This is a genomic window from Aurantibacter aestuarii (assembly GCF_003008425.1).
GTDB lineage: Bacteria > Bacteroidota > Bacteroidia > Flavobacteriales > Flavobacteriaceae > Aurantibacter > Aurantibacter aestuarii.
Genome location: NZ_PXOQ01000009.1, coordinates 150,344 through 170,661 on the forward strand (window position 1 = coordinate 150,344; position 20,318 = coordinate 170,661).

A 20,318-nucleotide genomic window follows, 5' to 3' on the forward strand; every position below is an offset into this window, starting at 1 on the left:
ATTAGTCTAATGCTGCAGAAAATAGGATAGTGGTACCCTTATTTACTTCAGAGTTTACAGTTATTTCTCCATCGAGACTTTCTACCAATTTTTTTACTGTGCTTAACCCAATGCCATGTCCCTTTTCTCCAAACTTATCTAAATGTCCGGCAGTTGAGAATAAATCAAAAATAGAGTTCAATTTATCTTTTGGTATGCCAACACCATTATCTTTAACTTCAAAATAAATAAAATCATCTTTTAATTGGCTTGTAATTTCTATTATGGCAACTTGTTTGTCACAATATTTAATACTATTAGCTATTAAGTTTAAAAAAATTTGTTCAATCGCTGTTCTATTACATGTTATCTCAAAATCTTGATCTGGTATCCTAATTTCACAACTACTATCTATATTTAATAAATCTATTAAATCTTCTAAAATATGATTTACAGAATAGCTTTCTTGAGTTTCGAAACCTTTTATATGGTCACTTTCATAATGCTCTAAAAGTCTGTTGATATAATCACTTAATTTTAGAGCCGAATTTTTAATGTAATCAAGATATTCTGTTCCTTTTTCTCCAATTTGACCGCTAAATTTCTGCTTTAATATATCCGAAGATATAATCATGTTGGCTAAAGGCATTTTCATATCATGAGAGACATGACCTGTAAATTGTTTTAAATTATTATTTTGAACTTTTAGTTGAAGTTTAGCCTTAGTTAACTCGTTATTTCTTTTTCTCAATTCAAATAAATGAACAACTTGTTTTCCTAGATTTATTAAGATGTCTTTTTGAAATTCGGTAAGATTTTTTGGTTCATGTCCAAAAGCACATAAAGTCCCCAAAGCAAATCCATCTGGGTTTATTAGAGGTACTCCAGCATAAAAAATGGCATTATATTCTGTAACCAAAGGGTTTCCAGTAAAACGCTCATCTTTTCTAGCGTCTTCAATTATAAAAATAGGATCTTTTTCTAATATAGCATGGCCACAAAATGAAATGTCTCTTGGAGACTCATTAAAAGGTACTCCATGATGCGATTTTAAAAAATTTCTATGATCATCTAATAAGGTTACTAAAGAAATGGGGACATCCAATACAGAAGCAATTATTTCTGTAATATTATCGTAATCACTTTCAGGTAAAGTATCAAGTATGTCGTAGCTTTTTACAGCTTTAAGACGTTTATTTTCGTCTAGAGGTTTCTGTGGTGCAATCAAACGGGTTTAGTCTTTAATTGAAAATATAAATGTTGTTCCAACGTCTAATTTACTCTTTACTTTTATTTTACCACCTAATTCTGTTACTAATTTTTTAACAGTACTTAAACCAATTCCATGTCCTTTGTTGCCGTAACGGTCTAATTGCCCTACAGTAGTAAATAAATTAAAAATATCTTTTAAATTATTTTTTGGAATTCCAGCACCGTTATCTTCAATTTTAATAAAAGTTTTATCATTTTTATGCTTGTAGGATAAAGTGATTTTTGTTTTTTTCTTATCGCTGTACTTTATGCTATTTCCTATTAGATTAAGTAAAATTTGTTCTAGTATAGCTCTATTAGTAGTCATTTTAAGATCTTTCTCAGGGAAATTAATGGTACAGTCCACATTAATATTTAATAAATCTATAATTTCTTCTAATAAATGATTTAAAGAAAATGTTTCGTTGTTATGAGAAGATAAGGACTCACTTTCGTAATGTTCTAGTAGACCAGAAATATAGGAACTAAGAGTAAGTGAGGATTGTTTTAAATAATTTAAATACTCATTACCTTTTTCATCCAAATTTTTACTGTAACGCATTTTTAAGATATCTGACGTTACAATCATATTTGCTAATGGCATTTTCATATCATGAGAAACATGACCAGCAAAGTCTTTTAAATTTTTGTTTTGAATTTTTAAATTTTTCTGATTTTTTTTAAATTCTTTATTTAGTTTATTAGATTCTACCAATTTCATTACTTGACTAGCAAGAAGTTGTAAAGTTTTTTTGTTCTTTTCGCTTAAAATATTAGGCTTATGATCTATGACACAAAGAGTTCCAATTCTAAATCCTTTTTTGTCAATAAGGCAAATACCAGCATAAAAAATAACAGATTGCTCACCTAAATTAGCATAGGGATGATCAAAAAAACGTTCATCTGCTTTAGTGTTTTCTACAACGTAAATATCATTTTTAGAACCTACTGCATAGCTGCAAAAAGATAAATCTCTGTCGCTACTGCAAATGTCCATGCCTTTAGTAGATTTAAACCAAACCTCATCTTCTTCAACAAATGAAATCAAACTAATTGGAAAACCAGTAACAAGAGTAGCCAACTCAGTAATATCATCAAATTTTTTACTTTTTTTACGACTTAATTCGTAGTTCCTTAAAGCATTTATTCTTGGCTTGTCTATCGTCGGAGTAGTTGGACTTAACATATGTTTAAGTTTTATTTATAAAAATAAAACAATTTTGTTAAAAAAGATGTTCTTTTTTAACAATTCATTAACAGAAAAGGCATTTTTTCATAATAGTGTTAAAATTATACCTTAATGTGACCATCTTGCATAATAATTTTTCGATCTGCAAGATTTGCTAATTCTTCATTATGAGTTACAATAATAAAAGTTTGACCAAATCGGTCCCTCAATTTAAAGAACAAATTGTGTAAATTTTCTGCACTTTCAGAATCTAAATTTCCAGAAGGTTCATCTGCAAAAATAAGTTCAGGATTATTTATTAAAGCTCTGGCTACGGCAACGCGCTGCTGTTCTCCACCAGACATTTCATTAGGTTTATGATGATATCTGTGAGATAAACCTAAAAAATCAAGAAGTTCTTTAGCGCGTTTTTCTGCATCTTGCTTTGGTGTTTTATTAATAAAGGCAGGAATACAAACATTTTCTAATGCTGTAAACTCAGGTAATAACTGATGAAATTGAAATATAAATCCAATATGATTATTTCTAAATTTAGCCAATTCCTTTTCAGAGAGCTTTGTAATATCTTGATTATTAATAATTAGCTCTGATGTACCTTTAGAATCTAAATGGTCTAATGTACCTAAAATTTGAAGTAAAGTCGTTTTACCTGCTCCGGATGCTCCAACTATAGAAATCACTTCACTTTTTTCAACGTCTAAATCTACATTCTTAAGCACTTGAAGATCTCCGTAATGCTTATTTATATTTCGAGCCTTAATCATTTAACCTAGTTTTAATCTGTGCTAAATTAGCTATTTTTTCTTTGAAGTAATTTTTTTATTGAAACGTAATCAATAAAATATACTAACCTAAGCGATAGTGTATTTCTTTGTTCTTCTTTTAATAAATCATCCAGGCTATCAAAAAAACTATCTTGAGATGCGTTACTAAAATTAAAAATCTGGTTTCTGTATAGTGCTGTTAGTTGACTTCCGGGAGCAAATTGCCAAGTGTAGCCTAAATCTAAATTCCAAGTATTAAAATTTGCATCTGGAGAAAAATTAGGGTCATTGTTTACATTGCTTTTAGTAATAGTTTCACTTTGGTTTAAGCTACCATCTTCTTGAAGCGTAAATAATTTATTCTTATAGGTTACCCGACTTAGATAATTTCGAAACGTAAGATTTAAACCATGGTAAGAGTTAAAGTTATAACTTGCAGAAATGCTAGATTCAATATCTGTACGATCTCTATCTCCAAAAACAATTTCACCATCTATATTTTGACCGTTAACATAGCCAATATCTCCACGCTGTTCATCTCTTTCAAACTCTAAAACTAGTAAGAATCTTTCATTAAATTTAAATCTTGGAGAAACACTAAAATAAATATTATTAAAATTTCTAGAATCATCAAAAAGTGTAGCATAACCTAAATTGGCATCTAAAGCGAAAAAGTTATTATAGTTACTTGAAATCCACATGTTATGGCGGTAGTAATTTTTTGTAGTAAAAAAACTATTAAAATTATTTCTCGGCTCAAAATAATCGTACTGTTCTCCAGGATTAATTTCAAAATTAGTACCAAAAGAATGCAGTTTTTTGTTTGTTGCATTAAACTCTCCATTTATAGTAAAAGAAGAAAACTCATTAGGATCGTAAATTCTATTATATTGAAAGTATAATCCTGTGTAGTAATTATTTAAAGTCTTTGTTGGTTTAAAACTTCGGTACGAAAAATTAGTATTTATATTTTGATAGTTATTTCTAAATAAAATACCTAAATCATTAATATCATAATTTTTATCGGCAAAACTATAACTGGCATTATATCTAAAATTTCCTCCAATTTTTCCGCCACCTATTTGTGTACTGTAACCGCTTTCTCTACCAAGCTCATCATTAAATGTAGACATTTTTGCTTCTGCTGTTAAGCCATACGTATTTTGCTTATTAACTAGATCTACTAATAAACCTGTTACATTAGCATCTCTAAAATTATTATTTCTTGTAACATTTGTATTTATAAGGGTTACAGAAGAGTTTTTATTAAACTGCTGGTCCAAGACCATAATATTATAATTAGCTAGAGGCTCTACAGTTTCTTTTCTCTTACTTATTAAAGTTTCAGTAGTATTTGTGTTTGCATCAAATAAATCTTCGGTTTTAAGAATATTGACCTCGGTTTTTTCTGTAATTGCATTAAAAAAACCAATACCTAAACCTTTTTTTGTACGTCCTGAAACTTTAACCGCATTAAGTAGTTGTACTTTATCAGGGTAATCTATTACTTCTTCGTTTTCTGTAATATTTGGATACGTTGAAGGGCTATCTCCAACACGTCTAGAATAAAACAAATTACCTTTATTGAACAAATCGATACCTTCAGTAAAAAACTGTCTTTGCTCTGCAAATTGTTGTTCAAAAGGACCTAAGTTTAATATGACGTTATCAAATCCCGCCTGACTAAAATCTGGTATTAAAGTAGCGTCCAGAGTAAAACTTTCAGTAATTCCATATTTTACATCAAGTCCAGCCGCAAAATCACTTTCAGTTTCATTATCAAAATCACTTACTAAATAAGATGCGTATGGATAAAAACTTAATCTTACAGGTGGTTTTATGTTGGTCAAACCTTTTAATTCTGCATTATATAAACCGACATTACCTTTAGTAACGTCTATGGGATTCCATGTGCTTTGAGATCTGGTTTTTCTAAAATGTCTGTGAAATTGTATACCCCAAGTAGGATTTTCTTGTTGGGTAAATCTTAAGGCCTGATAAGGTATTTTTACTTCTACAATCCAACCATTATCCTGCATTTTAACACTACTTTCCCAAACGGCATTCCAACCAAAATCTTCTCCATTACTAGGGCTTTCAACAGCGTCTGCTTGTGTTCCAGAACTAAATACGAAAAACTCTGTGTTGTTTTGAGCATCATTATTTGGATTAAAAATAATTCCGAAAAAATCGCTTTGACCAAAATCGTCTCGTTGGGTAAATTGAGTCATAATATCTTCCGGATTATCATATAAATAAGCCGAAATATAAATAGCATCGTTATCATAACTCATTTTTACTTCAGTACGCTTTTCTTCAGCATTAACAGTACCAGGATTTGGCCTAAATTCAATAAAATTTGTGGCAACTTGTACATCTTTCCATGCATTATCATCAAGTATCGCATCTATTTTTGGTGCAATTTCCGTCCGATTGATGTAATAAGTCTTTTTGTCTTGTGCGTTTATATTGCTAATTATGAATAAATTAAGCAAAATATATAAGGTATATTTCATGAAAATACGTTGTGTCGCAAAATTACTTTTACTATATGTTTAAGCTCTTAAGAAAACGTTAAATAACAATATTGTTTAAGTATTTAAAGGTTTAATTTAAACAACTATTATTAAATTTACTTATGGAAAAAGAGAATTTACAAGTAGCAACTTTTGCCGGAGGTTGTTTTTGGTGTACCGAAGCTGTTTTTGATGCTATTAAAGGTGTAAATAAAGTTATTTCTGGTTATACAGGAGGGCATATAAAAAATCCTGCGTATCGTGAAATAACTTCAGGTAGGACTGGACATGCAGAAGCTGTTCAAATTTTTTATAATGAAGAAGAAGTCTCTTTTGTAACCCTTCTAGAAGTTTTTTTTGCGACACATGATCCAACCACTTTAAATAGACAAGGTTACGATGTAGGTACACAATATAGAAGTGAGGTCTTTTATAATACCGATTTACAAAGAGAGCAAACTATAGAGTTTATCTCTTTATTAGAGCGGGAAGAGGTCTTTAATGAAAATATAGTAACCAAAATATCGCCCTTAGATGCTTTTTATAGAGCAGAAGAAGAGCACCAAGATTTTTATAAAAATAACTCGGAGTATAGATACTGCCAATTAGTTATTGAGCCAAAATTAGATAAAATTAAAAGGTTTTATAGTGATAAGTTAAAAGCTTAAGTAAAATAAGGAATACTATTTGTTATCTTTAAATGAATTAAACTATATTTTAATGAAATTACAAAACAATAAATTCATCATGCTTCTTCTGAGTCTACTTTTTGATGCCTTAGGATATGTGAGTTTTTTAATACCTGGAATTGGGGAATTCTCTGATATTGTTTGGGCTCCAGCATCTGCATACTTAATGACAAAATTATATAGAGGCAAGGCAGGTAAGGTAGGTGCAGTTATTTCTTTTATAGAGGAAGCATTGCCATTTATGGATATTATACCAACATTTACCCTAATGTGGGTTTATACGTATCTTATTAAAGGTAAACAGGAAAACCCTGAAACCCTGAAACCTTAAATGTGAATACACCATAAAATTTATTCGTTTAAAAAAACTTTTCTAATACCAATAAATACAATAATAAAGCCTGTTAAGCTTATAAATATTGGAATTATAAATGATTTCAAGCCAAAAATTAGAAGTACTCCAATTAATAATAATTGAAACCCTAAGCCATAAATAGATAAAGCGCTCATAAACCAGGTAGGTAAAGCTTTGGCTTTGTGCGCATTGTGATCTAATATATAAATAGCTTTGTCAAATCCACCATACAATAGTCTATAAATTTTGAATAAAGTATCTACATGCTTTTGAGATTCACCTTTTAAAGCAGAAGGAGTTTTAACCTCAAACACGCGACTAGTGGTATCTCCACCAAGATGTTTGTTTCTTAGTATAACATAATAATAATTATATAAAGTGCCTTGTAGTTGAAGCCCTAAAAATGCGATTATAGCGTACCATGCAGAAGCTCCAGTAATACTCCAAATGGTATAAATAATAATAGCATTTAAAACAATGTCTGCTATAGAGTCTAGATATCTACCGGTATAACTTGGGGTTTTCTTTAGACGAGCTAATTCGCCATCTGCAGCGTCTAAAATGGATTTTAATACTAAAAAAAAGGCGGCAGCAAGAAAGTAAGCTTGAGAAATACAATACACAGCTATTAAGCCCGACACCACAAACAACAAAGTCATATGGATAGGCGTAAAGCTTGTTTTTACAAATACTGAAGCAATTTTAATAGCAATTGGTCGACCATAATCTGATAGATCGGTAAACTGAAACTCTTTAGGAAGTTTGGACATGAAAGTTATGGCTTAATACATATTTTAGGAATATACCAAAGTCTTTAAATCGCCATTTCAAAATCTAAAGTGGTGTAAAGTTACGAATAATTACTGTAAAACGATTACGAAATTAATACTCAAAATTAGTCTTATGTTTCTTAATGTATAACACTAAGAGATGAATGATATCTTCTTTACAATCAACAAATTGAAGTTCTAGGTTTTGCCAGTAAGTTTGTATGGAGTCATCAAGGTTATTCATATAAAAACGTCTTTTTATAATTTCATTTGGAACGGGTAATTCAGGAAATTTTCGAATAGCTAAATTTAAAAGTGAAGCTGATTCTTTTGCTTGAATAGCTTCAAATGCCTCTAAAACCTCGTGAGTATATTCACCAGAAGTGTTGTAAAAAAAATGAAATAAGCCGCCATAATTTAATTCACTCTCAAAAATATCTATGTATATAAAATGTCTTTCAGGAAGACTTAATTTTGTAAATGAGCCTAACTTATCGGCTTTATTCCATAATACTGTACCTACCAGTTCTATCTGGTCGATAGGATTGGATTGTTGTAGGGCAAAATCTATTTCAGTCATTTTAATTCCCCTTTATTCTATCCCAAAGCTCTGGAAGTAATTTTTTTGCATCTTCAGTCTGTTTTGGGGCTTCAATAAAATTTACGGTATTGTTGGCTTCAACTTGTATTTTATAGGAAAAGACAAAATCTTTTGACTGAGGATCTAAACTTAATAAACCAAAGCGTAAATCATTGAAATACATCTCATTATCTATCAAATTGATAGTATACCAACCTTGAGAAATAGTAATCATACGCTTAACCTTTTCATTTTGTGCTAAGTGTCCTAATAAATCATGGTTTTTAGGATAGCTTGTAAAATGGACAGGTTTTGAGTCAAAAAAAGAATAATATCCAATTAAAAACGCATCATCAGTTTCTACATTGGCAGCCCATAAAATACTTGTTAGTGGAGCCGGTTTGGTATCGAATGTATTAAATTTAATATTCTGTGCTTTTAATTGATTGGTAAACTCTTGCGTTGCAAATCCTTTAAATATAAGTGTCAATATCAGGTAAAAAGAGCTTATACTTAAACCTAATAGATTAAAATAACGTCTTTTTTTAGATGTTCGTTTATAACACATTGCTAAAACTAAGCAAGCTAAAAAAGGAATGGTATAGAGCGGATCTACAACAAAGATATTTTTAAATTGAAGACGTATTTCAAAAGGCCAGAACAATTGTGTGCCCCAAGTGGTATGAGCGTCTAGAATGGGATGTGTTACTAATGTTAAAAAGAAAAATAAGGTCCATTCCTTAAACTCTTTATAGGTTTCATATTTGGTAACAAGCCAGGCAAAAATTGGAGCAAAGAGTAGTGAGAATAGGATAGAATGTGTAAATCCTCGATGTATTTCTAAAGCTGTAACAGTATCTGTTAAAAATTGAGCTATAACATCCAAATCTGGAATTGTTCCAGCAATAGCACCATATAAAATGGCTTTATTTCCAATTTTTCTACCTAAGACAGCCTCTCCAACTGCCGCGCCTAATACAATTTGTGTTAGTGAATCCAATATATAAACAGATAATTTGAATTAATATAGTTTGTAGGAGTTAAATCCTACATAAACTAAAAAATCCCTTAAACTATAAAGTTAAGGGATTTTAAGTTTCTATTAAACGAAATTCTTATTGAATCTCTAAGTTAAAAGTTGCAGAAATATCTGTTTCTCCACCAGCATCCGCTAATCCAGTATTTGGTTTTGTTGGCTCATGTCTTAAAGTAAAAGTCAAGGTTCCTGTGCTTATAGTATTTGCCGTTAAAGAAAACTCTGTTCCTAAATTATTTCCATTGTTATCAAAATTTTCATATGTGGTAGTGACATCTAAATTATTTCCCGTAGTAAAGAAAAATTGATGCTCATCTGCTTCTTCTTCAACTTCAACAGTTATGTCGTCTGCAGGATCAACCGTTTCATTTAAAAGCTCTATAGATCCATTATAAGTAATTCCATTTTGTAAGTTGCCAGAAACTGTCACAGCTGGTGGGTTTGGACCATCTCCATCTAGATCTCTGGTTTGTAATGTAATAACGGTTCCGCCACCAACAGGTTCTAATCTAACATTTAGAGTTGTGATAACTTCTTCTTCATTAACAACTGCTGGAAGCGTTGTAGATGAATTATCATCGTCGTTAGAACAAGATGTGAATACGATAGACAAAATGATTAATGCGTAAATGTGTTTTAAATTTTTCATAAGTGTTATGATTTAATAGTTTATTTTAAGGTTTAATAAAAAGTTTCTACCCAAATCGTCTGCATAATATCTTAAGCGATTTAAGTAATTTCTATAACTGGTATTGAATAGGTTATCTACACCTAAGCCAACCGTTATAATTGAATTGTTTTTAATGTTAAAGTCTATACTAGACTTAAAATTTAGTAAATGATAAGCAGCTGGAGGCGTACTCACATCTACTTTTTCTGAGGTTTGCGTCTCAGCAACAAACACGTCAAAATTTGTGTTTGGGAATTCATTCTGACGAAAATTATAATCAGATTGAAGCTCTAATTTTAAATTTTTAATTTTAGAATTGGTATAGGTTATAGCATTTTGGGTATTAACAGGAGGCATATTTATTAAAGCATCTTCCCGAGTTAAATCGTAACCCTTAACTAAAGAAAATTGATGTTTAAATTGCCACTTATCTGATAAGTCCAAAGTTGCATCTAGGTCTAAACCAAGTAATTGTGCTCTGGCTTGTCTATATTCCCACACCTGAAAACTACCTCTTACAGTTTGTTGGACTCCAGTAGGTTCAATAACAATAAAGTCTTTTATATGGTTTAAAAAAGGATTAATAGTGTATCTGAAAATACCTTTAGTCTTACTAAAGTTTAATCCTATTTTCTGAGAAATTTCTGAAGTAAAGCGTAAATCTCCTAACTCAATACGAGAAGCAGAGTGGTGTAAGCCCTCACTAAATAACTCAGAAGGATTTGGTGCTCTAGACGCTAAAGCATAGTTAAATGAAGCGTTATAATCCTCATTAAATTCATATAAAGTCCCTACTGTAGCCGACATATTGTTAAAATGCAGTTCAGGATTTACTAGAATTTGATTTCCTACGGTTTGAATGACTAATTCTGGAAATAAAATATCATAGCCTCTAGATTCCCATAAGGATTGTCTGTAATATTTAAAAACATCCATATAGGTGTAATCAAATCTTACACCTGCATCTATAAGCCATTTAGAATTTAAATTGTAACTACCAGTACCATAAACCCCCAAATTATATGCATCATAATCTGGAATTAAACGTCTAACACCAGTATCTGGATTGGCAAAATTATTTTGATGCCTTCCTGAAATACCAGCTTTTATGTTAAAATCTGGAATTGAACTGGATTCAAAATCTAATTTTATGGTATGAGTTTTTAAATCTAAATCTAATGAAGCATTATCCTTGTCGTCTCCACGACGAACATCAAACTCTAAACGATTATTAAATTGATAGTCATATTGTAAGCTCAACTTACCTAAATTGGTAAATTTTTTAAATGCTTTCGCACGGAACAAGTGATGTGTAACATCTTGTTTTGGCGAATTGATATCATAAGTAAAATCGTTTATTATTAAAGGCTCGTTGCTTTGTATAGCTCTAACCTGGTCTTGTGCGCCACCTAAATGTGAAGCTCTAAGAATGCCGATTTCATTTTTAAACAAGGAATAATACACATCAAAACCATAATCAAACCGATTAAGTCCGGCATTGACAGAGAAATTTCTCTCCAAAATTCCTGTATTACTTAAAATGTAATCTGGAGATTCAAAATCGCCATATTTTTTAAATGTTCCTTGTAAGCTTGTAAACCAACCACTCTCGAAGCTTTTTGTAAGTTTGCTACTAATTACGCCTCCACGTCCGTTAGAAGATAGTGTACTTAATGTTTTACCATAAAGAGTATCTTTAACTGGGATTTTAGAAGCTTCAGTAACAATAACGCCACCAACTGCATCACCACCAAATTGTAAGGCATTTGCGCCTTTAATTAAGGTAACACGTCCAGAGGAGTTAATGTCAACATTAGGTGCATGTTCAGATCCCCATTCCTGATCTTCCATTCTTACCCCATTATTAATGATAAGTACACGACTACTATGTAAACCATTAACTACAGGTTTTACAATAACATTTCCGGTACTTAAGGTAGAAACACCACTTAAACTATTTAAGGCGTCTCCAAAGCTTCCGCTACTAAAAGCTTCTAAGTCTTTTGTATTTAGAGTTTGTTCATTAGAGGTTTGGGTTTTGCTAGCAAAAGCATTTCCTTCAATAATCACCTGATTAAGCTCCTCTAAATGGTGTTCTAACTTAAACGTTTTATTAGTATCACCGTCAATTAAAACAGTGTATCCTTTAGTCGCGCAAAATGGATGAGAAACCTGAAATGAGTAGGTGCTATTACATAGGTTATTAAAGGTGAATTCACCATTAATATCCGTTTGTACAGCCGTCTCGCTTCCAGCAAGAATAACTGTAGCACCAGCTAATAAGGAATTATCATGTAAATCTATAACAGTACCAGTAAATGTATTGGTACATGTTTGGCTATAAACTATTGTATTACAAAAAAGTAATAGCAACAGCGCACAAAAACGTGGCATATTCTATAATTAAAAATTAAAAAAAAAGATTTTTTAAATAATATAGAATAGAGGTGGAGCTCTTAATTGTTTTGGGTGAGTATCTGAAAGCGTTATAAAACTAGCCACAAAGGTGTTTAGTGGCTTAGATGGATGAATAATTTTGTGAAATTCGGGATATTTTACAATATCATAATTAAAATTAGTTGTATTAAAATCACATAAACTACAGTCTATATCTTTAGTGTGAATATGAGTTTGCTTTTCACCATTACACACTTCGTGTTTATGGTTTTCAAAACTGTGAGATAGTTTAACAATGCTAGGAAACACAAGAATTGCCGTTAAAAATATAACAGCAAGTTTTAAAATTATATGTTCCTTAAAGTTTTGCATTTAATCTAATAATCTTCCTAAGCCAAAACGTCTCAGCATTTTTTTCTCAAATTCCCAGAAAAACTTAAACTGTCCAAAAATCCAGCCAAAAGTTACTAGTAAAATTTGATAAAAAATTAATGCAATGATAGTGAAAAGTATATAATACACCACAATATTTAAGTTTTCTTTAGTAATTCCTAAAGCTTTAATAATTGGTCTGCCTACAAATAGGCTAGAAGAACCAGTAATAGCAAACACGATGAAAATTCTTATAATTTCCCATCTTTGGTTTACAACCCACTTATGTTCTAATTTTTTAAATATAATTAAACAAAGCTTGATTAAAAGCACTGTTAGAACTAAGCTTAGGACAAATTTGATATATATATTTACATCATTTATAAAAAGGTTAACTAAGCGAAAACTACTAAAGAGCAAACCTATAATACCAAGCAATGGAAATAGTAATTGCCAGTTTTTAGTAATTTCCCAACGCTTTTTAAAATCTTCCATTCAAACATTTTATTTTGCGTTTGCAAATATAGGTTAATTTACAGGAACTCGCCCACCTAAGAGGTTTTGTTTATATGTGTTTTGAAAATAAATAAAGTAGTTATACATTAAATAATTTACTTCATAACCGTAATCTATGCCGTTATAATAATTAATTTGTAATTCGTATAAATTGGGGTTATAACGTTGAGGCTGTAATACTCTGTTGTTCCATTCTGTAACATATCTTATATTTCTAGCTTCCAAAAAGCTTTGTGTATAAAATTCTCTTGGACGTGCTCTGGAAGCTAACCAAGTATTAAACCCAGGCTCAATAATAATGACTTCATATTCAGCTTCTTCGTTAACTATACGGACAGTATCATTTTGTACTTGCTTGTTTTTTTCTGTAGCTGAAGTATTTTTATTTGGATTTGTTTTTGAAGAATTACATCCAACTACAAAAACTAAGAGCATTAGTGCGAGAATAGCATTTTTCATCTTCTTTTTTTTGTTTAATTTAATTAAATTAAAAAAGCCAAACAAAAGTTTGGCTTGTATTTAAGATATTAAAGTAAAATTATTTTCCAAAAAGTCCTCCCAAAAGACCACCAAGTCCTCCTTTTTTCTTAGAGCCACCTAATACCATTCCTGCAACATCGTCAATAACACTACCATCGCCATCGGCATCAAGAATTTTTTCTAAGAAACTTTGCTCGTTTTGAGCACTACTTCCTCCAAGTAAACCACCTAATAAATCGGTTAAACCACCTTGTGAACTTACATTGTTTTGTTGTGCTTGCTTACCTAAAACTCCCATAAGAATTGGAGCAGCTACTTTCAAGATTTGAGAAACTGAACCAGCATCTAATCCTGCTTTTTGTCCTATAATAGACTCTACACCAGGTCGCTTAGCTCCTAAAACATGACCTAAAATCTTGTCTCCATCATTTTTAACCTCTTCATCAACACCTCCGCCAAAAAGACCACCTAAATTGTCTAAAATACTTCCATTATGTTTACTTCCAAGAGCACCCATTAATCCTTCTGCTCCTTGTGGAGTAGAGGCGTTACGCTCCATAGCCTTCATTAATACAGGCAAAGCCATAGTTAGTACACTACTTGTTTTATCTTGGTCTGTTCCGGTTGAACCGGCAACTCCACCAATAATTTGTTTTCCTAAGTCACTATTTAATAAATCTAATATTCCCGACATGTTTTGATTGTTTAATTATTTAAGCAAACAAATTACATAAAAAAAGTCTTAACGCAAGGTTAAGACTTTAAAATATAAAATATAATTTAAGACAATTATTAATTTTGACTGGTAAGTAGCAAGCTTTTAATTTGCTCTGCCAATTCTGTACCAATACGATCTTGAGCTTCATTAGTTGCAGCACCAATATGTGGAGTTAGCGAAATATACTCATTCATTAGTATTTGTACCGCAGGTTTTGGTTCGTCTTGAAAGGTATCTAAACCAGCAAAACTTAATTTTCTAGAATTTAATGCTTCAACCAGAGCTACCTCATTAACCACACCGCCACGAGCAGCATTAATTAAAGCAGCACCATCTTTCATTAATTCAATATCTTTTTTATCGATTACGTATTCCTTTTGAGCTGGAACATGTAAGGTTACAAAATCTGAATGTTTTAAAACATCTTCAACAGATTCTGTTTCAATTTCAACATTAATAAATTGACCGTTATAAAAATCCACTTTAATATCTGCCTTACCTACAAATTTATCACTTGCAATGACTTTCATACCAACACCTAAAGCAATTTTAGCAACCTCACGACCTATACGTCCAAATCCAATAATACCAAGAGTTTTACCTCTTAATTCTATACCTTTAGCATAGTTTTTCTTTAACTCTTTAAATCTTGTATCTCCATCTAATGGCATATTACGGTTAGAATCGTGTAAAAAACGAACTCCTGTAAATAAATGAGCAAACACTAATTCTGCAACAGACTGAGATGAAGCTGCAGGTGTATTAATAACGTGTAAACCTTTTTCTCTTGCATAGGTAACATCGATATTATCCATACCAACACCACCACGACCAATTATTTTAAGGCTAGGGCAGGCGTCTATTAAATCTTTTCTTACAGTTGTAGCACTTCTAACTAATAAAACTGTGATGTGTTGTTTGTTTATGTAGTCTACTAATTGCTCTTGCGCAACAGTAGTGGTTAATACTTCAAAACCAGCAGCTTCTAAAGCGTCAATTCCACTTTTTGAAACACCGTCATTTGCTAATACTTTCATTGTTCTAATTTTAGATTAAATTGATTAAAAGTTCTAATACTTAATTATAAACTGATAACTGAATTATGCTTTATGTTCTAATTCGCTCATTACTTCTACAAGAACTTTTACGCTATCCAATGTTAATGCATTGTACATACTTGCTCTGTATCCACCAACACTTCTATGACCATTTAAGCCGTTAATTCCAGCTTCTTGGACCATAGTTTCAAAGGTTTCTTTTAGGTCATCATTTATTAAGCTAAAGGTAGCATTCATATCCGATCTGTCTTCTTTAGCTGCAAATCCTTTAAATAACGGATTTAAATCAATTTCAGAATAGATTAAACGTGCTTTCTTCTCATTTTCCTTTTCAATAGCAGCAATACCACCTAAGTCTTTTAACCATTGCATAGTTAACATAGATACATAAATAGGGAAAACCGGAGGTGTATTAAACATACTGCCTTTACCAATATGAACTTTATAGTCTAACATACTTGGTATTTTTCTTGATACTTTTCCTAGAATATCTTCTTTAACAACAACTAGTGTTGTTCCTGCAGGTCCCATATTTTTTTGAGCACCAGCATAAATTAAATCAAACTGTGAAAAATCTAGACTTCTTGAAAATATATCACTACTCATATCACAAACCATTGGGATAGGTGAGTTAGGGAATGTTTTCATTTGGGTTCCAAATATGGTATTATTAGAGGTACAGTGAAAATAATCATGATCCTCAGGAATATCGTAACCTTTTGGAATATAGTTGTAATTAGCATCTTTAGAAGAAGCAACTTCTAAAATATCATCAAAAATACGCGCTTCCTTAACGGCATTGTTAGCCCAGGTTCCAGTATTTAAATAAGCTGCTCTTTTTTCTAATAAGTTTTGAGCTACCATTAAAAATTGCATACTAGCTCCTCCTTGTAAAAATAATGCTTTATAACCTTTACCTTCTAATCCTAAAAGCTCTAAAGCTAAGGCTCTTGCATTTTCCATAACATCTACAAAAGGCTTGCTTCTGTGAGAGATTTCTAAAAGAGAAAGATTATCATTATTGAAATTTAATACAGATTCTGAAGCTTTCTGTAAAACCTCTTTTGGCAATACGCATGGACCTGCGCTAAAGTTGTGTTTTTGCATTTTAGTTGTGTTTTAGGTTAACAAAGGTCTTAAATAATGTATTAAATAGTGATAATAAAATGATAAATATTCCATTAAATTTTTAACAAGAATTCAATAGTATCCACATCATCTGCAAAATCTGATAAATTGGGTTGCTGGGTTTGTCCAAAATCAATGGTATGTTTAAAATCTAATTTTGATACCATACATTGTATTAAATCGGCATCTTTATCAAGTTTAGTTGTAAGATCTGATACAGAATCATAATACTCATAAAACAGAGTTGCAATTGGAGAACTGTAGCTTTCATCTTCTTTTATCATAAAAAAACCATTTTCAAGCATATCAAATTCACTCATTAAATAAACGGCTTTATTATAATCATAATTATTGGCATACTTAGCGCTATTTACTAAATCCTGCCAATGGTAAATACCTTTAAAAAAGGCATCAAAATTATAGTCTTTTGGTAAAAAAAGTTTAGAAACATTTCGGCAACCTAAACCATAATATCTAAAAATATCTTCGGAAAGCGCTTTTAAATCTTCTTCAGTTTCTGAACCATCGAGAATAGCGACAGAGTTTCGGTTTTTACGAATTATAGAAGGTTTGCCTTTAAAATAATATTCAAAATAACGGGATGTATTGTTGCTTCCCGTAGCAATTACTGCATCAAAACGTTCAAGTTTATTTTCTGTAAAGCTTATTTTTCCTTTAAATTCAGGACAACTGTATTCTAAATATTTTGCTAAAAAAGGTAATAATTGTTTATCGTTAGAAGATTGTTTTACTAAAACCTTATGACTTGTAAGTAAGACGCACAAAAAATCATGAAAGCCTACTAAAGGAATATTACCAGCCATAATAATGGCTACTGTTTTATTTGAAGATTCAGTGATGCTATAAGAACTTAGAAATTCTTCTAAATTTTCTTTTTTAAGCGCCTTAGACCAAGATTTAAAACTATAAACTAAATTGTCTAAATCAAACCATCCATTATGCTCTTTTGCTAATTTAATTTGATGTTTAAAGCCTTCAAAAAACAGGTCGTTATTTAAAACAGAATCATCTTTTTTAAACTCTTTTGTAGAAAACTGTTGAAGAAACCGTCCTAATTCATGAAAAGCGTTAATTCTTTGTTGTAATTGCATAAGATCGTTTGGTTATAAAATGAATTGGCTTTATTTTTGCTTTGCAAAGTTAAGTAAAGTAAACGAGCAATTAAAAGGTTAATATAACCGTACATGTTGTTTTTAAACATGACATGCTCAAATTAAATTAAAAATATACTATGGCAATTATAATAACAGATGAATGTATCAATTGCGGGGCTTGCGAACCGGAATGTCCAAATACAGCAATTTATGAAGGCGCAGACGATTGGAGATATAAAGATGGTACAAGTCTGGATGGAAAATTAGTTTTACCAAATGGTAAGGAAGTAGATGCAGATGAAGCACAAGAACCAATTAGTGATGAAGTGTATTACATCGTTCCAGATAAATGTACAGAATGTGTTGGGTTTCATGAAGAACCACAATGTGCTGCGGTTTGTCCAGTAGATTGTTGTGTGCCGGATGATGATCATGTAGAATCTGAAGAAGTTTTATTAGGGAAACAAAAATTTATGCATCCAGAAGATTAAACTCTTCTTAGAAATACAATATCAAAATCCTAAGTATATGCTTAGGATTTTTTTATTTAAAAACATTAATAATTACTTACATTTGCACCCAATAAAAGATAAATTTCGCATTTGCGATAGTTTAAATATGTAATTTATGAAAGCAGGAATAGTAGGTTTACCAAACGTAGGTAAATCGACCCTTTTTAATTGTTTGTCAAATGCCAAAGCACAAAGTGCCAATTTTCCATTTTGTACCATAGAACCTAATATTGGTGTGGTTAACGTACCAGATCCACGTTTGGAAAAACTGGAATCATTAGTAAAACCAGAGCGTGTGGTCCCGGCAACTGTAGAAATTGTTGATATTGCAGGATTGGTTAAAGGTGCTAGTAAAGGCGAAGGTTTAGGAAACCAGTTTTTAGCTAATATTCGTGAAACCGATGCTATTTTACATGTTTTACGTTGTTTTAATAATGATAATATTGTCCATGTAGATGGTAGTGTAGATCCTATTAGAGATAAAGAAACTATCGATATGGAACTACAACTTAAAGACTTAGAAACAGTCGATAAAAAATTAGAAAAGGTTAAACGTGCTTCACGTACAGGAAATAAGGAAGCTCAAAAAGAAGAAGCAGTACTTATGGAAATCAAGAAAAATCTTGAAGCAGGTGTTTCTGTAAGAGCTATAGAATTTTCTGAAGATGATTATGAAGATTTTGTAAAGCCTTCTCAATTAATAACAGATAAACCTGTTATGTATGTGTGTAATGTAGATGAAGGTGCTGCTGTATCTGGAAATGCATACGTAGAAAAGGTTAGAGAAGCGGTTAAAGACGAAAATGCCGAAGTTTTAGTTTTGGCTGTTGGTACCGAAGCCGATATTAATGAGTTAGACGATTATGAAGAACGCCAAATGTTTTTAGCAGATATTGGTTTAGAAGAAGCTGGCGCTGCAAAATTAATTCGTTCTGCTTATAAACTGTTAAACCAGCAAACCTATTTTACAGCAGGTGTTAAAGAAGTTAGAGCATGGACGGTAGATGTTGGTGCTACAGGTCCACAAGCTGCGGGTGTTATTCATACCGATTTTGAAAAAGGATTTATTAGAGCTGAAGTAATTGCTTATGAAGATTATGTGACGTACGGTAGTGAAGCTAAAGTTAAAGAAGCTGGAAAAATGAGAGTAGAAGGAAAGCAGTACATTGTTAAAGATGGCGATGTGATGCATTTCTTATTTAATGTCTAATTATTAGCTGTTAGCATTTAGATACAATCATATATTATAATCCAAAAAAAAGTCCCAAAACAGATGTTTTGGGACTTTTTTTAGTTCTATTTTAATAATACAATAATCTATTTAAAAAGAATAGCTCAAGCTAAAACCTTGAAAATCGCCTCCAAAATCGTCACGTCCCATAATTGGTGTAAAACCAATATTGGAATCTTCCTTGCGTTTATGTAATTCAGGAATATAGTATCCAGCTAAAGCACCTAAACCGTAACCTAATAAAACATCGGTTAAAAAGTGTTGACCAGCTTCCATTCTAAAATAACCTACAGCAGCAGGTAAAGCTGCAGCTCCAGCCCATATGTAAGGTACTGCAGGAGAATCCGGGTTAAAATCTTGGTAAGCTTTTGCAGCAAAAAATGTTGCTGTTGTTGTTGCAGCTACATGTCCAGAATAAAAAGATCTGGTCGCAGATGTGCTTCGTTGTCTTTCAAAAGAATCAGGGTCATTAGAATACACATAAGGTCTTGCACGATTTGTTAATCCTGCAGTTACTGTAAATAAAGCACTTGTTGTAGCTAAACTTTGTATATAAATTCCAAATAATTGTCCAGCATGGTCATTCATTTCATCATCAAATAACAGTGTAAATGGCGCGGCAAAAGATAGATAAAAAGGAATATCACTTATTTTACTGGCATTTTCAGAGTAATTGCCTGCAGCCCATCGGTCTATGCCGTTTATGTCATCAATTTTTGTTTTAAAATCAGCTATTTCAGCTTCAGAAAAAGGCTCTTTTCCAGAAATAATTAACAATCCTCCAGCACTAACACCTAAAGCAGTACCAGTCCATATTCCATCTCTAGTCCAATTCCATTCGTAAGGAGAGGTTTGGGTTTGTGCTTGAGATGTAAAGTAGGTAAAAATGAGTACAAGTATAAATATCTTTTTCATGGTTTAGTTTTTTTACGAATCTAAGGAATGGAACCAATTCTAAGTATTCATTTATTATTAGTTTAACAAAAATAATT

The 20,318-nt window shown here is 31.5% G+C and carries 21 protein-coding genes; 4 read left to right on the forward strand and 17 right to left on the reverse strand.

All coding sequences use genetic code 11. The features are described from left to right. Position 1: 1 nt before the first annotated feature. From C7H52_RS07440 to C7H52_RS07455, 4 genes are all read right to left on the reverse strand, one after another. Positions 2–1,207: a GAF domain-containing sensor histidine kinase gene (locus C7H52_RS07440; RefSeq protein ID WP_106463270.1), complete on the reverse strand. Its 1,206-nt coding sequence runs from the start codon at positions 1,205–1,207 to the stop codon at positions 2–4. A gap of 6 nt (positions 1,208–1,213) precedes the next feature. Next, on the reverse strand, positions 1,214–2,416 hold the full coding sequence (locus tag C7H52_RS07445) for a sensor histidine kinase (protein WP_106463271.1): 1,203 nt from the start codon (positions 2,414–2,416) through the stop codon (positions 1,214–1,216). 104 nt (positions 2,417–2,520) lie between these two features. Continuing rightward, positions 2,521–3,183, reverse strand: coding sequence for an ABC transporter ATP-binding protein (locus C7H52_RS07450; RefSeq protein ID WP_106463272.1), 663 nt, complete (start codon positions 3,181–3,183; stop codon positions 2,521–2,523). 26 nt (positions 3,184–3,209) lie between these two features. After that, positions 3,210–5,699 (reverse strand): DUF5916 domain-containing protein, encoded by a 2,490-nt coding sequence (locus C7H52_RS07455; protein WP_106463273.1) that lies wholly within the window; start codon positions 5,697–5,699, stop codon positions 3,210–3,212. Positions 5,700–5,821: 122 nt separating this feature from the next. Here C7H52_RS07455 and msrA point away from each other — a divergent pair, with 122 nt between their 5' ends. Together msrA and C7H52_RS07465 are read left to right on the forward strand one after the other, a co-directional pair. Then, complete coding sequence (gene msrA, locus C7H52_RS07460) at positions 5,822–6,367, forward strand: peptide-methionine (S)-S-oxide reductase MsrA (protein ID WP_106463274.1); 546 nt, start codon at positions 5,822–5,824, stop codon at positions 6,365–6,367. Positions 6,368–6,419: 52 nt separating this feature from the next. Further along, positions 6,420–6,719, forward strand: a complete 300-nt coding sequence (locus C7H52_RS07465; RefSeq protein WP_106463275.1) for a hypothetical protein — start codon at positions 6,420–6,422, stop codon at positions 6,717–6,719. A 20-nt stretch (positions 6,720–6,739) separates the two neighbouring features. On the opposite strand, the gene C7H52_RS07470 is transcribed toward C7H52_RS07465, so the two are convergent. The 12 genes from C7H52_RS07470 to C7H52_RS07525 all read right to left on the reverse strand — a co-directional run bounded on the left by C7H52_RS07470 (position 6,740) and on the right by C7H52_RS07525 (position 17,580). Continuing rightward, a complete protein-coding gene (locus C7H52_RS07470) occupies positions 6,740–7,513 on the reverse strand; it encodes a CDP-alcohol phosphatidyltransferase family protein (protein WP_106463276.1) in 774 nt (257 codons plus the stop codon). A gap of 112 nt (positions 7,514–7,625) precedes the next feature. Next, positions 7,626–8,093 (reverse strand): DMP19 family protein, encoded by a 468-nt coding sequence (locus tag C7H52_RS07475; RefSeq protein ID WP_106463277.1) that lies wholly within the window; start codon positions 8,091–8,093, stop codon positions 7,626–7,628. Between the two features lies 1 nt (position 8,094). Beyond that, positions 8,095–9,093 carry a metal-dependent hydrolase gene (locus C7H52_RS07480; protein WP_106463278.1) on the reverse strand — a complete coding sequence of 333 codons (999 nt, stop codon included), beginning with the start codon at positions 9,091–9,093 and terminating at the stop codon, positions 8,095–8,097. Positions 9,094–9,208: 115 nt separating this feature from the next. Continuing rightward, positions 9,209–9,778, reverse strand: a complete 570-nt coding sequence (locus C7H52_RS07485; protein ID WP_106463279.1) for a type 1 periplasmic binding fold superfamily protein — start codon at positions 9,776–9,778, stop codon at positions 9,209–9,211. Between the two features lie 12 nt (positions 9,779–9,790). Then, positions 9,791–12,193 carry a TonB-dependent receptor gene (locus C7H52_RS07490; protein WP_106463280.1) on the reverse strand — a complete coding sequence of 801 codons (2,403 nt, stop codon included), beginning with the start codon at positions 12,191–12,193 and terminating at the stop codon, positions 9,791–9,793. A 33-nt stretch (positions 12,194–12,226) separates the two neighbouring features. Further along, complete coding sequence (locus tag C7H52_RS07495; protein ID WP_106463281.1) at positions 12,227–12,568, reverse strand: hypothetical protein; 342 nt, start codon at positions 12,566–12,568, stop codon at positions 12,227–12,229. Further along, positions 12,569–13,063, reverse strand: a complete 495-nt coding sequence (locus tag C7H52_RS07500) for a DUF6787 family protein (RefSeq protein ID WP_106463282.1) — start codon at positions 13,061–13,063, stop codon at positions 12,569–12,571. 33 nt (positions 13,064–13,096) lie between these two features. Continuing rightward, positions 13,097–13,543 (reverse strand): DUF6146 family protein, encoded by a 447-nt coding sequence (locus C7H52_RS07505; RefSeq protein ID WP_106463283.1) that lies wholly within the window; start codon positions 13,541–13,543, stop codon positions 13,097–13,099. Between the two features lie 79 nt (positions 13,544–13,622). Continuing rightward, a complete protein-coding gene (locus C7H52_RS07510) occupies positions 13,623–14,258 on the reverse strand; it encodes a DUF937 domain-containing protein (protein ID WP_106463284.1) in 636 nt (211 codons plus the stop codon). Positions 14,259–14,356: 98 nt separating this feature from the next. Then, the gene (locus tag C7H52_RS07515) at positions 14,357–15,319 is read right to left on the reverse strand and encodes a D-2-hydroxyacid dehydrogenase (protein ID WP_106463285.1); all 963 of its coding nucleotides are present in this window, start codon (positions 15,317–15,319) and stop codon (positions 14,357–14,359) included. Positions 15,320–15,382: 63 nt separating this feature from the next. Beyond that, entirely contained in the window at positions 15,383–16,447 is a 1,065-nt protein-coding gene (gene serC, locus C7H52_RS07520) for a 3-phosphoserine/phosphohydroxythreonine transaminase (RefSeq protein WP_106463286.1), read from the reverse strand. A gap of 74 nt (positions 16,448–16,521) precedes the next feature. Beyond that, the gene (locus tag C7H52_RS07525) at positions 16,522–17,580 is read right to left on the reverse strand and encodes an acyl-CoA reductase (RefSeq protein ID WP_106463287.1); all 1,059 of its coding nucleotides are present in this window, start codon (positions 17,578–17,580) and stop codon (positions 16,522–16,524) included. A 140-nt stretch (positions 17,581–17,720) separates the two neighbouring features. Here C7H52_RS07525 and C7H52_RS07530 point away from each other — a divergent pair, with 140 nt between their 5' ends. Next, on the forward strand, positions 17,721–18,074 hold the full coding sequence (locus C7H52_RS07530; RefSeq protein WP_106463288.1) for a 4Fe-4S dicluster domain-containing protein: 354 nt from the start codon (positions 17,721–17,723) through the stop codon (positions 18,072–18,074). 136 nt (positions 18,075–18,210) lie between these two features. Further along, positions 18,211–19,305, forward strand: a complete 1,095-nt coding sequence (gene ychF / locus C7H52_RS07535) for a redox-regulated ATPase YchF (RefSeq protein ID WP_106463289.1) — start codon at positions 18,211–18,213, stop codon at positions 19,303–19,305. A 111-nt stretch (positions 19,306–19,416) separates the two neighbouring features. Here ychF and C7H52_RS07540 read toward each other — a convergent pair whose 3' ends face one another. Beyond that, a complete protein-coding gene (locus tag C7H52_RS07540; protein WP_106463290.1) occupies positions 19,417–20,241 on the reverse strand; it encodes a phosphatase PAP2 family protein in 825 nt (274 codons plus the stop codon). Between the last annotated feature and the right edge of the window lie 77 nt (positions 20,242–20,318).

What these genes read in the sequence shown, in the direction of transcription:
- C7H52_RS07455 (WP_106463273.1), bottom strand. Translation starts at nt 5,699, where the DNA reads ATGAAATATACCTTATATATTTTGCTTAATTTATTCATAATTAGCAAT.
- C7H52_RS07500 (WP_106463282.1), bottom strand. Translation starts at nt 13,063, where the DNA reads ATGGAAGATTTTAAAAAGCGTTGGGAAATTACTAAAAACTGGCAATTA.
- C7H52_RS07495 (WP_106463281.1), bottom strand. Translation starts at nt 12,568, where the DNA reads ATGCAAAACTTTAAGGAACATATAATTTTAAAACTTGCTGTTATATTT.
- C7H52_RS07465 (WP_106463275.1), top strand. Translation starts at nt 6,420, where the DNA reads ATGAAATTACAAAACAATAAATTCATCATGCTTCTTCTGAGTCTACTT.
- msrA (WP_106463274.1), top strand. Translation starts at nt 5,822, where the DNA reads ATGGAAAAAGAGAATTTACAAGTAGCAACTTTTGCCGGAGGTTGTTTT.
- C7H52_RS07445 (WP_106463271.1), bottom strand. Translation starts at nt 2,416, where the DNA reads ATGTTAAGTCCAACTACTCCGACGATAGACAAGCCAAGAATAAATGCT.
- C7H52_RS07450 (WP_106463272.1), bottom strand. Translation starts at nt 3,183, where the DNA reads ATGATTAAGGCTCGAAATATAAATAAGCATTACGGAGATCTTCAAGTG.
- C7H52_RS07515 (WP_106463285.1), bottom strand. Translation starts at nt 15,319, where the DNA reads ATGAAAGTATTAGCAAATGACGGTGTTTCAAAAAGTGGAATTGACGCT.
- C7H52_RS07505 (WP_106463283.1), bottom strand. Translation starts at nt 13,543, where the DNA reads ATGAAAAATGCTATTCTCGCACTAATGCTCTTAGTTTTTGTAGTTGGA.
- C7H52_RS07510 (WP_106463284.1), bottom strand. Translation starts at nt 14,258, where the DNA reads ATGTCGGGAATATTAGATTTATTAAATAGTGACTTAGGAAAACAAATT.
- serC (WP_106463286.1), bottom strand. Translation starts at nt 16,447, where the DNA reads ATGCAAAAACACAACTTTAGCGCAGGTCCATGCGTATTGCCAAAAGAG.
- C7H52_RS07475 (WP_106463277.1), bottom strand. Translation starts at nt 8,093, where the DNA reads ATGACTGAAATAGATTTTGCCCTACAACAATCCAATCCTATCGACCAG.
- C7H52_RS07530 (WP_106463288.1), top strand. Translation starts at nt 17,721, where the DNA reads ATGGCAATTATAATAACAGATGAATGTATCAATTGCGGGGCTTGCGAA.
- ychF (WP_106463289.1), top strand. Translation starts at nt 18,211, where the DNA reads ATGAAAGCAGGAATAGTAGGTTTACCAAACGTAGGTAAATCGACCCTT.
- C7H52_RS07485 (WP_106463279.1), bottom strand. Translation starts at nt 9,778, where the DNA reads ATGAAAAATTTAAAACACATTTACGCATTAATCATTTTGTCTATCGTA.
- C7H52_RS07490 (WP_106463280.1), bottom strand. Translation starts at nt 12,193, where the DNA reads ATGCCACGTTTTTGTGCGCTGTTGCTATTACTTTTTTGTAATACAATA.
- C7H52_RS07470 (WP_106463276.1), bottom strand. Translation starts at nt 7,513, where the DNA reads ATGTCCAAACTTCCTAAAGAGTTTCAGTTTACCGATCTATCAGATTAT.
- C7H52_RS07540 (WP_106463290.1), bottom strand. Translation starts at nt 20,241, where the DNA reads ATGAAAAAGATATTTATACTTGTACTCATTTTTACCTACTTTACATCT.
- C7H52_RS07525 (WP_106463287.1), bottom strand. Translation starts at nt 17,580, where the DNA reads ATGCAATTACAACAAAGAATTAACGCTTTTCATGAATTAGGACGGTTT.